Annotated in this window: 11 protein-coding genes; all 11 read right to left on the bottom strand. The window is 44.9% G+C overall.

Features of this window, described 5'->3' with window-relative positions:
- Positions 1-10: 10 nt before the first annotated feature.
- Positions 11-1,525, bottom strand: coding sequence for a nitrogenase component 1 (locus tag I6758_RS12270; RefSeq protein WP_196605548.1), 1,515 nt, complete (start codon positions 1,523-1,525; stop codon positions 11-13).
- Positions 1,526-1,546: 21 nt separating this feature from the next.
- Positions 1,547-2,365, bottom strand: a complete 819-nt coding sequence (locus tag I6758_RS12265) for a MetQ/NlpA family ABC transporter substrate-binding protein (RefSeq protein ID WP_196605547.1) — start codon at positions 2,363-2,365, stop codon at positions 1,547-1,549.
- Positions 2,366-2,393: 28 nt separating this feature from the next.
- The gene (locus I6758_RS12260) at positions 2,394-3,104 is read right to left on the bottom strand and encodes a methionine ABC transporter permease (protein ID WP_196605546.1); all 711 of its coding nucleotides are present in this window, start codon (positions 3,102-3,104) and stop codon (positions 2,394-2,396) included.
- Positions 3,101-3,886 (bottom strand): methionine ABC transporter ATP-binding protein, encoded by a 786-nt coding sequence (locus tag I6758_RS12255; RefSeq protein WP_196605545.1) that lies wholly within the window; start codon positions 3,884-3,886, stop codon positions 3,101-3,103. Before I6758_RS12255 ends, I6758_RS12260 begins: the two co-directional genes overlap by 4 nt.
- 8 nt (positions 3,887-3,894) lie before the next feature.
- Positions 3,895-4,806: a PLP-dependent cysteine synthase family protein gene (locus tag I6758_RS12250; RefSeq protein ID WP_196605544.1), complete on the bottom strand. Its 912-nt coding sequence runs from the start codon at positions 4,804-4,806 to the stop codon at positions 3,895-3,897.
- A gap of 1 nt (position 4,807) precedes the next feature.
- The gene (locus tag I6758_RS12245) at positions 4,808-5,971 is read right to left on the bottom strand and encodes a trans-sulfuration enzyme family protein (RefSeq protein ID WP_196605543.1); all 1,164 of its coding nucleotides are present in this window, start codon (positions 5,969-5,971) and stop codon (positions 4,808-4,810) included.
- Between the two features lie 53 nt (positions 5,972-6,024).
- Positions 6,025-7,053: an ABC transporter substrate-binding protein gene (locus I6758_RS12240; protein ID WP_196605542.1), complete on the bottom strand. Its 1,029-nt coding sequence runs from the start codon at positions 7,051-7,053 to the stop codon at positions 6,025-6,027.
- 34 nt (positions 7,054-7,087) lie between these two features.
- Positions 7,088-7,867, bottom strand: coding sequence for an ABC transporter ATP-binding protein (locus I6758_RS12235; RefSeq protein ID WP_196605541.1), 780 nt, complete (start codon positions 7,865-7,867; stop codon positions 7,088-7,090).
- Positions 7,861-8,808: an ABC transporter permease gene (locus tag I6758_RS12230; RefSeq protein WP_196605540.1), complete on the bottom strand. Its 948-nt coding sequence runs from the start codon at positions 8,806-8,808 to the stop codon at positions 7,861-7,863. The genes I6758_RS12235 and I6758_RS12230 overlap by 7 nt, the downstream gene beginning before the upstream one ends.
- A 185-nt stretch (positions 8,809-8,993) precedes the next feature.
- Positions 8,994-10,343: a nitrogenase component 1 gene (locus tag I6758_RS12225; RefSeq protein WP_196605539.1), complete on the bottom strand. Its 1,350-nt coding sequence runs from the start codon at positions 10,341-10,343 to the stop codon at positions 8,994-8,996.
- Positions 10,340-11,818, bottom strand: a complete 1,479-nt coding sequence (locus I6758_RS12220; RefSeq protein ID WP_196605538.1) for a nitrogenase component 1 — start codon at positions 11,816-11,818, stop codon at positions 10,340-10,342. Before I6758_RS12220 ends, I6758_RS12225 begins: the two co-directional genes overlap by 4 nt.
- Positions 11,819-11,886: the final 68 nt, after the last annotated feature.

Here is an 11,886-nt window from a genome sequence, read left to right as displayed (position 1 = left end):
ATTGTGGAAATCATATTTTGTTTTGTCGTGCCAGAATATACGGATCTTTTTGTTTTATCCACCAATCTGTATACGGAAGCTTAACATGAGCCTTGATACTGTTATGAAATTTTTTGCGGGCCAGTATATCCAGAATAGTTTCCCCCAGATTGATTATTCCCTGATAGCCTATAGCAATATGTTCGTCCCCCAGAGGAGCCGCCGGAATGCCAAGCCTTGAGGCAAGAGGAGCCAGACCGTTATGTCTGATGAGCATAAAATCGGGATGTACTTTTTGCAAAAAAGCATATAATTGATATTGCTGGCGGTTGCTGACATGAAAATTTTCGACATTTCCATAATTTTTCAGCAGATGGCCCAGGGAATCTTCTTTCTCATCACCGCTGTCATAAACAGGGTCGTGGTGGAAAACCAGAGAGCCGTTTACCTCGACATCCAATTCACGCAGTACCTGTATCAGGCCGTGAGAATATGCGGAGCCTGTCGCTACATAGCCTTTTATACCTTTTAGTTTTTCTTTCAGCTCCGCAATGCGGGGAAGGACTCTTTTATGCTCATTTTCAATATATTTTTCGGCCAATTCTTCCCTGTGGGTCACGCGTGCCAGTTCACGCAGCCAGGCGTCTGTACCGGCAAAGCCATAGGGCATCGGTGCCTTGACTTCCGGTACACCAAAATGCTGTTCCAGCGCAGCGGCCAGATAGGAGGATAGGGTATAGCAAAATCCTACAGTTGCTGCAGCCTCCGACATTTTCGCCAGATCCTCGACAGATGCCAGATCGATAACATAGTTGACTCTTAGATTCAAATTTGCCAGCATCGGCGTAAACACGTCGGAACCCCATAAATTTATTACGTTGACCAAGTCTTCCTGCTTTTTAGGGTTTTTGCGGACGAGCTGCCGCAGAATGCCATGCTGTGTGGCGTCAAAACCTGTACTCCAGTGTTTTGAGCGAAATCCCTCGCAGGCCATTGGTATGATCGGCACACCGATTTCCTCCTGCTTTTCCCGGGCAATGCTTTCGACATCTTCACCGATAATACCGGTCGCGCATGATGTAGCGATGAATATGGCTTTGGGTTCATAGCGCGTCCATGCGGAATCAATGGCGCTGCGTAATTTGTCAGCGGCACCGAATACTACATCGTCTTCGCCAAGATTGGTGTTTATTATTCGTATATTTTCTACTTTATGGCCGCGCATCGCAAGGCCGTTGCGGTAGATGGAATTATACGGCACCTGTCCGGCACCGCAGCCGATAGGGGCATGCTGTATTAAAACGGCGTCACGGACATTGCCGGCCTGACATTCAACCATCTGTTCACTGCAAACCGATCCCTGCGAAAATGGACCCTGTAATTCACATAAACGGCAGCCCTTGCCGCTGCCGCAGCCTGCTGCTCTGCCCGCAAAATTGGATTGACGGTGCAGCTCTTCAATGTCGCCGTCCCAGGCAATGATCGTTCCGAGCCGTTGTTCGCGCGGCTGCACTTCCGAAATATCAAGATTAATTTTTTTTTGCATTTGCCGAACCTCCTTTTACTGTCATGCTGCTGGAATAACTGCACCCTTATATTTTTCCTTTATAAAATTTTTTGTATCGTCTGAACGCAGCTCTTTTACAAGTTCCTGTATAGCCGAATCGTTTTCCCGTCCTGATTTTACTGCGATGATATTGGCATAGGGTGAATTGCCGTCCTCACGGAATAAATTAGTTGTCGGATCTATGCCTGCCTCTAAAATTTTATTGGTATTTGTTATATAAATGTCAAAATCTTCCGACATGTTTATTATCTGCGCCGAATCAATTTCTTTTATCGAAACGGGTTTTACATACTGCGATACATCGGTAAGGCTGGCCCGGAGTGAGTCAAGATCAGGTCGGAGCTTAATGAAGCCGGCCTGTTCCAATATTTTAAGTGCCCGATATTCGTTGGTGGCGTCGTTGGGGATAACGATTGATGCATTATCGGGTATTTCACTCAGCTGTTTATATTTTACCGAGTATGCTGCTATCGGTTCTACATGGATATTTCCGGCATTTACCACGTGCCCGTTGTTTTTTTCATTCCATTCCTTTAAATACGGATAATGCTGATTGAAATTGGCGTCGACTTCACCGCTTTCTACTCGAGAATTCCAGGTCCCGTCCGATGCTGCCGAAATTATTTCCAAATCAATACCTTTCTGCGCTAACTTTGGTTTAACAAACTCAAGCAGCTCACTGTGCGGTACGAGATCGGCCAGTATGGTCAGTTTTTTTCCATCTGTTTGTCCGGATGTCTGTGTGGCATTGGAATTTGAACAGCCTGCGGTTAGTATAATAAACATGCCCGACAATAAGGCTGCAATAATTTTTTTCATTCATATTCCCCCATTAAAGCATATGTCTTTAAAGCATATGTCTTTTTCTCAATATCATATGAGCCAATAAATCCCCTATGAATTGAACCGCCTGAACTATGAGCACAAGAGCAGTCACTGTGGCGATCAGCACATCATGCTGAAATCTGTTGAATCCGTATCGTACGGCAATATCGCCTAGTCCACCGGCACCAAAGCTTCCTGCCAGTGCTGTCATTGAAATTATTGCCACCAGCGCCACAGTGAAGGAATGTATCAGTGTGGGAACTGATTCCGGCAGCATCACGCTGAAGATTATTCTCCATATACCGCTGCCCATCGCCTTGGCTGCTTCTATCTTTCCCTTGGAAAGTTCCGCAAGTGCTCCCTGCACCAATCGCGCATACATTGGGACACAGCTTGCAACTAATGCTATTATGCAGGCATTTGTACCATAGGATTTACCAACGATCACTCTGGCTATAGGCAGCATCAATATGATCATGATTATTTCCGGCAGAGACCGCAATCCGTTTATAACAGCACCAAGCACGCGATGCGGCAGAGGCAGCGGCAGCAGTCCGTCATCAGCCGTTATTGTCAAAATAAATCCCAGACAAATTCCTATTATCAAAGTAAATACAGCTGCCCAGAACACCATATATAAGGTGTCACCGATGGCCGGTATAATCATTTTCCAGACATCCGGTCCGAATGCACTTACCAATACTTCATACAGTGAATGCGTTCGCAGACTCATATTCCCGCTCCCTCCACAAATAATGACTGCTGCTGAAATTGATGATGAACTTTCATAAACATTTGCAGTGTTTCACTTGAAGGGGCACTAAAGACGTTTTTAGTATCACCGTATTCTGCAATTTTTCCCGCTTCAAGAATAGCCATTCTGTTGCATATATATTGAATTACCGACAGCTCATGGGTTATAAGAATAATTGTCAGATCCAGTTTTTTATTTATTTTCTGCAATAGTTCCAATATGGAAAAAGTAGTCTGTGGATCAAGTGAGCTGGTCGCCTCATCGCTTAACAATACTTTTGGTTCATTGGCGATTGCCCGGGCAATGCCCACTCTCTGCTTTTCTCCTCCCGAAAGGGCTCCGGGATAAGCATTGGAGCGATGCTCCAGATTTACCAGCTGTAAAAGCTCGCTGACACGCGCATTGATGGTCGAACTTTTAAATTTTTCTATATGCAGCGGATATGCAATATTTTCTGCTACAGTTTTGCTGTCAAACAGATTAAATGCCTGGAATATCATTCCAATGCTGCGCCGTTCTTTTTTCAGCTGACTTGAGGAAAGTGACGTTATTTCCCTGCCGTTTATGATTACAGTGCCGCTGTCTGGCTCTTCAAGTCTGTTGAGGCATCTTATTAAGGTCGATTTGCCAGCACCGCTGAATCCGGCAATTCCAAAAATATCGCCTTTATCTATGCTCAGGTTAATATTATTTAAGACTCTAAAGGATTTATTGTCTGTCTTGAAGCTTTTTTCCAAATTGTGAATTTCAATAAATGCCATATTATCGCCTATCCGTATATTTTTTTGCTGAAATAGCGATCGCCGCGGTCGGGAAAAATGACTGCTATGTTGCCCTTGTTTATCGTAAAGGCCAATTTGAGTGCGGCAGCTAATGCCGCTCCGGATGATGTTCCCACAAAGAGGCCTTCGTACCGGGCCAGTAAACGTACTGACTCCAGTGCTTCCTGATCGGATATCTTTATTACTTTATCCACAAGTTTCATATCCATTGTAGCGGGAACAAAATCATTGCCGATTCCTTCAATATCGTAGTCCTTATGTTCACCGCCTCCAAGCGTGGAACCGAGAGGGTCGGCAAGAATACCTTTAATGGCTGGTCTCTTTTCTTTTAAATAACGCAATGCTCCGCTGTATGTGCCGCCGCTGCCTGCACCGGCAACAAAATAATCTATCTCGGCATCCAGGTCTCTGTAAATTTCCGGTCCGGTGGTTTCATAGTGTGCCTGTGTGTTATCAAGATTATTAAATTGGTCAAAGGAGACGGCATCGGGGATACTGTCTTTTATTTCCTGCGCTTTTTTTGCCGCGCCAAGCATGCCGCCTTCACGCGGTGTGTTGATTATCTGTGCGCCGAGCGCCTTCATCAGGCATTGCTTTTCTGCTGAGAATTTATCGGGAACGACAAATATGACTTTGTAATTCTTGTTGAGCGCAGCCAGTGCTATGCCGATGCCTGTATTTCCCGCGGTAGCTTCTACTATCGTGGCTCCGGGAGTGATTTTCCCCTTTTTTTCCATTGATTCGAGCATGAAGACGCCAATGCGGTCTTTCACGCTGCCGCCCGGATTCCAAAATTCAAGTTTGGCGAAAATATTGACATTTTCCGGCAGGTTCAAATTATTCAGCTTAAGGAGCGGTGTTTTTCCGATCAGTGAATGAATGCCATTATAATATTTCATTTCAGGCCTCCGCTTTTTCAGCCGCCTGCTTTATGTCAGCCAGCAGATCCTCGTAGTCTTCGATTCCCACGGACAGGCGCAGCAGATTTTCTGTAATACCGATACGTTCTCTTATTTTCGGCGGTATGGATGCATGGGTCATGGATGCAGGCTGGCAGATGAGAGATTCCACTCCGCCCAGGCTTTCAGCCAGCGTAATTATTTTTAGGCTGTTTATAAATATTCTGTAATCATACTTTTTCTTTAATTCAAAAGTCAGCATGCCACCTGCCCCGTCAGCCTGCCTGTTCTGTATTTTATAACCGGGATGCTCAGGCAGGCCGGGATAATAAACTTCCTTTACCCAATTTTTAGTTTTCAGCCATTCGGCAATTTTCCCCGCATTTTGCTGATGGCGCTCCATTCTCACACCCAGTGTCTTTATGCCTCTTATCAGCAGGAATGAGTCATTCGGACCGAGAACACCGCCCGTAGAATTTTGAATAAAATATAATTTCTGGGCAAGTTCTTCCTGATCGACAACTACGATGCCGGCAATAAGATCACTGTGCCCGCCCAAATATTTTGTGGCACTGTGCAATACTATATCCGCTCCCAGTGTCAGCGGGCGCTGCAGGTAAGGGGACATGAAGGTATTGTCTACTATGGTCAGCACTCCGTGCTTTTTTGCCGTTTCCGCTACCGCTGCTATATCTGTTACTTCCAGCAGAGGATTGGTGGGTGTTTCCACTAAAACAGCTTTAACTTCTTTCGTGAGGTTTTTTTCTATTTCTGCTATATCTCCCGTATCAACAAATTGATAAGTAATGCCGAAGTTCACAAAAATTTTGTCCAGAATACGAAATGTGCCGCCATAGACATTCTTTGAGATCAAGATTTTATCTCCGCTGGAAAATAAGGTGAATACTGCCGCTATAGCCGCCATACCGGAAGCGAAAGCCAGTCCGTACCTGCCCTGTTCCAGTTCTGCCGTAAGTTTTTCCAATGCCTCACGTGTCGGGTTGCCTGTTCTGGAGTATTCATAACCGGTATTTTCACCAAGCCGTATTTGTTTGTAAGTAGAAGTCTGGTAAACAGGTATGTTTACTGCACCTGTTCGTTCGTCTCCATCTATGCCTCCGTGTATTAAAATAGTGTTTAAGCTGTGCATTCGTCCCTTTGCCATATGAATTCCCCTCACTGTTTTATTTTGTTTGTGCTTGTCCTGTGTAATTTATATTATTCATCCTTGACATCATCAAAAAATTGAAAACTGTTTTTCTGCAATGTATTTATATCTGTATTTTTATCCAGCATACCGATATCCTGCAGTTCCTTTGCCACTATACTGAAAGAATCATAAGCTTTCTGCACGGATGGAGTATATTTAAAAGTTTTTAGTATTGCAGCGTTCTTTTCGGCATCACCCGCTACATATTTTTTTTCTACCTGCAATTTGGCAGTTTCGTCGGGATTAGCCTGTATCCAGCGGCTGGCCTTCATCATTGCCCGAGTATATTTTGCGGCGGCTTCAGGATGTTCCGCAATTAATTTATTGCTTACATAAGCTGTGCAGCAGTATTGATCTTTATAAGGAGCATCCATAGCGGAATCGGCCAGCATATTCAGGCCGTATTGGTCAGCAGCTATGCTGGCAACAGGGTCATTGGCAGCTATTGCATCGACAGCGCCTTTTTCCAGGGCAAGAGGCAATTCGCTGTTGCTGAATACGACAAATTCAACTTCCATATTCTTTTCCGTTACACCTATGCCGTGCGCAGCCAAAACGCGTTTGGCAAATATTATAGGACTGCTGTTAAGGCTTGGCACACCTATCTTTTTCCCCTTGAGGTCTTCGATGGTTTTTATTTTGCCGTTATTGGGCACCAGAACTTTGTCGCAGCCGGTATGGAGACCTGCCGTAAGCTTAACGGGAAGCCCGTTCGATAACGGCTGGACCAGATTGGCCAGCAAATTGAAACCCGCATCGGTTTTTCCGGAACTGATGCTTTCAAAAGCCGTTCCCGGTGCAAGCTTTACAGCATCCACAGTCAAACCTTCTTCGGCAAAAAAGCCTTTTTCTATTGCCATATGCAGCGGTGCTTCACAAAGCGAGCCGCTGTAGCCGACTTTTAAAACGAAATTCTTATCATCGGCATTTTCCGGTGCGGGTCCATTTCCTTCCGCAGTATTTTTATCTTGTGTGCCGCAGCCGGCTATAGAAAGTAGCGTCAGCACCAGCAGCATAAATAATATGAGTTTTTTCATTGTATTTATTCCCCTTGCAATATTTGAATATGAGTCATATATAATAACCGGGTTCCTCGGTTTTTCCGGCGTAGTTCAATATTTTCAATATTTGAGTGCGAAGATAAAGAAATTCAGATCCGCTGCGGGCCCGCGGATAAGAAAGATTGACATCAATGATTTTTTCTATCTTGGCGGGACGAGGGGTCATGACCACTATTCTGTCAGACAGATATACCGCCTCATCAACATCGTGAGTAACCAATATCATGGTCATTTTTTCCTTTTTCCAGATACGGATAAGTTCATCCTGCAAATTCATGCGCGTGAATGCGTCGAGAGCTCCCAGCGGTTCGTCGAGCAGGAGCACCTTGGGATCGTTTATCAGCACCCGGGCCAGCCCCGCTCTCTGAATCATGCCTCCGGACAGCTGATGCGGAAATGATTTTTCAAATCCGTCCAGAGAGACCATGCTGATGAATGATTTTACCCGGTCTTTGCTGCTGCGGTAGACTTTTCTTGCTTTGAGGCCGAAAGCAATATTGTCATATATGTTGAGCCAGGGGAAGAGCATGGCATTTTGAAATACAAGACCACGTTCATAAGATGTACCCTTGATTTCACTTTCATCAATAAAAAGAGTACCTTCGGTAGGTTTGCTTAATCCGGCTATAAGACGCAGCAAAGTTGATTTCCCGCAGCCTGAGGGACCTATCAGGGAGATAAATTCACCGGCTCTCACTTTCAAGTCTATACCGTTTAAAGCCGTGATCTCACTGCCGTCATCGGCTGCAAATTTTTTGGTTACTGAATTTATATTTACGGCTCCTACCATTTTATGACTCCTTTTTGCCATACCAGAACGCGGTCGCGCACCTTAAACAGCAGCATTACCAAGAGATAAAAACTGACTGCTATAATGATGAGGCCCGCATACACGTTGGCATAAGCCATCATATCTTTCTGCCAGTTTATGTACCAGCCAATACCGTTTTTTACACCAAGAAGTTCAGCGGTCATAAGGGTCACGAAGGATATACCAGCCCCGTTGAATATTCCTAAAAACATTTGCGGCATAGCTGCGGGAATACCCACTTTCAATATTTGATAATATTTACCCGCACCCAAGGTACTGGCTACTTCAAAATAAACATTCGGTATGTTTTGAATGCCGCCGGCTGTCATTATTGTCGTGGGAAACCAAACGGACAGGGCAATCAAAAAAACACTGCCTGAAAATGTCGTTGGAAACACTACCAGTACTATCGGTATCCATGCTGTCGGGGGCATGGGCCCGATGGCACGTATCAATGGATTGATCCAGTATGATAAAACTTTATTGAAGCCGACAGCTATTCCTGTTAATATTCCGGCAGCAGCGCCGATGGCAAATCCGGCAAAAAGTAGCTGTGCCGAGGATGCAAGACAGGAAGCCAGAAAAAAACTGTCTTCGACAATAACAGAAAAAACTCTGTCCAGCGACGGAAAAAATATAACCGGCAGCAAAGCATATTTTTTGGAAACTAGATTAAATATATTCAGCAGAAAAATCACTGCCGCATAAAATGGAGCCTGTGTGATAAAGTTTTTCCCTTTGTTTCTCCAAAAAATTGTACGTATGGCACCGGCGGTAAAAAATATTCCTAAAATAATGTTGAACCATAAAAAATACTTTGCCTTTGTAGGCGTGTGCAAAGATGAATCGGGCAGCCAAATATCTAAAAATGATGCCAGCAATATAGAAAACAGCGGCAGCCACGGTCTTAGCTTTTCCATAATAAAATTATTCCTCCGAATGTGAGAAACTGCTGATTGATCTGGAATATACGGCAGAAAGATGTATCCCATATTTATTTTAGTCAGAGTTTCCTCGGTAATAAGCACAAGCGAGTGTGACAAGCAGGAAAATAGCTTCACAATGAATGATTTCCCTGCTGTCAGAACCCTTTGTGTTTTGCATCTCAGACGATAGATCTCGATGTTGCCGTTTTGCGCTTGAACACAGCAGAATATACTTCTTCGATGAGACGCAGCCCTCCGCTGTAACCCATGTATGAATGGTTTAAGATAACTATTTCATCAAGCGGCAGGCTGAGATATGCATAAAGACTGTCTACGTCCACTGCAAGGAATTTTTCCCATGAACTTCCTAAAATGATTGATTTTCCGGCATTTTTGTCTTTTTCCCGTATATCCATTTCAATAGCTCCTCCATCATTTTCAAACTTCAGTACAGCTGCCAGTCTGCTGTCGCGTGCGGCTAATGTCTCCGTTATAACAGATTGCCAGGCCGGCTGCGGTTCATCAGTTACATAAACTCCCCTGGGGACAAGTCCCAGTTCATTAACCAAAAAGGAACTTACTCCCGGTGCATAAATACTGTCGCCGACAGCATAAAGATCGACCGGCAGGTTATTCCAATATTCACCGATAAAATCTGATACAGCAACAAAATAATCGTAAAAACGCCGCTCTTCTTTTTCTATTGCTTTTTCAACGGGCAGAGAAGAAAGCCCGGCAAAAGCCGCTACTTCCCGTAAAAAACGACTGGTTTCAACGCCGCCTACAGGCAGGATCGGATATTGCAGATAAGGTGTCTGATATTTTGCTTCTAAAAGCTCTGCTATTTCCGTGCCGGTTGACGGTGAAATCAACAGATTAAACTGCGCATTGGGAATGTCACGCCATTCGCTGATTCCCGCCGAGCCATTACCAAATAAAATATTTACTTCCAAGCCTATATTGGTTAATATGCGTTTGATTTCTTCCAGATCGCCTCGCCAAAAGGGATCTTGAAAAGGCACTACAGCAAAAACATTTACCAGTCCATGCCGTACCTGCGGTTTTACATCACCGATAAATTGCTCAATGATGGATTTTACAACTATTTCATGGCCATAATAACTGCTGCCTTTAAAACCGGCAGTTTCCGTCCCTACCACCGGATACCCCTGGGCAGCAAATCTTTCGGCTACGGATATAGAATCATCACCTACTATATCGGAGGTGCAGCCGGACAATACAACAAACAGATCTCCGTCCAGAATTTTTAGAGCGCCTTTTATTTCTTTCTCCAGACTCGGTTCGCCGCCGAAAATAACCTCTGATTCACCTGTATTGGTAGAGGAAATATGTGATCCGCCGCCGTAGCCTTCACCCTGAAAACCGGCACCGGTGGCTGCAAAGGAAAAGGCTTTTGACGCACAGCCCGGTCCAGCATGAATGATAGGCAGAGCACGCGGGATGGCCAGTACTGTCTGCTGTGCACTCAAAGCACAGCCATAACGTGGTTGTTCAATTATTTCGCTCATAATTCACCGCCTAGCATCCTATTATTAAGAACATCATCAACATCATTTTCACGCCAACGGCTGTTATACGGCAGTCTGGCATGTTTTGCGATATTGCCGAACAATTTTTCGGCAGTTATCAGATCCAGCAGCCGTCTGCCGAATTTCAGCACACCGTCATAGCCGATACTGAAATTGGCATCACCCTCGCTTAAAGTCGGAATACCCAATTTCATGCCCATAGGTGCAAGATTGGGATGGCGCACTATCAGCACATCCGGACTGATGCGCTGCAATACCTTTATAATGCGGTACGGCTGTTTATTGCAGACTCTGACATCTTTTATATTGCCGACACTTTCAATCAGTGCCTCCAGTGAATTTATCTGCTCTTTTGTCTCAAAATGCAAATCATGATGCAGTGTACTCAGCCCGATCACATTCAGATCCAGATCCTTAGCGATATTGGCCAGATTGTGTGCAAAAGCATCTCCCGACATTACATAAACAGTCTTGCCTTTTAATAGTTCTCTGAGTTTTTCCAGCTCCGGCTGTATCCGTTTATGTTCCTGAACGATTAACTGCTCCGCCAGTTTGGCACGATCGGTATATCTGGCAATTTCCCTTACCCATTCATCGGTCCAGTCAATACCGAACGGAGGCTGTACTTTTACTTCAGGAACACTGTACTGTTCTTCCAGCGCTGCAGCCACATATGTGGCCAGTGTTTCACAGATATGCGCTGTACAGGCTGCCTCCGTAACAGATGCAATCTGCTCCAGAGTAGCCATAGGCAGCAAATAGTTCACCCGCAGACCGAGTTTATGCAGCAAAGGAATAAATGTATTTGATCCGGTAAAGTTGAATATATTGACCATGTCATTCTGTTTTTTTTGCGCCGGTTTCACTAGTCTGCGCAAAACCGCATGAAAAGCGGCATCAAAACCGGTGGACCATATAGTGGACTTAAAGCCCTCGCAGTAGACGGGAACGACCGGATAATGCAGCTTTTCCTCAGCCTGCCTGGCAATGCTTTCCATATCCTCACCGATAATACCGGATGCACATGACGACTGAAGAAAGATCACTCTTGGCTTAAAACGCCTGTCGGCTTCATATATTGCGGTGAATAATTTTTTGGAAGCACCATAAACAGTGTCTTCTTCATTAATGTTGCTGCATATCATCTGTACTTTATGTTCCGGCAGACCGCGGCTCTTTGACACCGCGCGTCCCACAATATGCCGGGATGATGCTCCCAAGCTGCAGCCGATCGGTGCGTGGCTGATCACTGCAGCATCAATGATGTGGCATATAAGTCCTTCTGCACAGCCTTCCGAGCATTGACTGCACTGGCTGTAAGAGCTCTCCGGGCAGTTTACTTTTCTTTTTTTCGACTGTACATTGAGGGTTTTAGCATCTCCTTTATAAGAAAGGATTGCATCAAGCCGTCTTTCCCTGACTTCGACCTCGGCCGTATCCTTGTAAACACTCACACATAACCACTCCTGTTGCTATACTTATCGTTTCTGTGCAAACCAATATTGCTGCAGATAACATCATC

Origin of the sequence: Pectinatus haikarae, assembly GCF_015732185.1 — a bacterium.
Lineage (GTDB): Bacteria > Bacillota > Negativicutes > Selenomonadales > Selenomonadaceae > Pectinatus > Pectinatus haikarae.
This window is presented reverse-complemented; position numbering and strand designations above follow the sequence as displayed.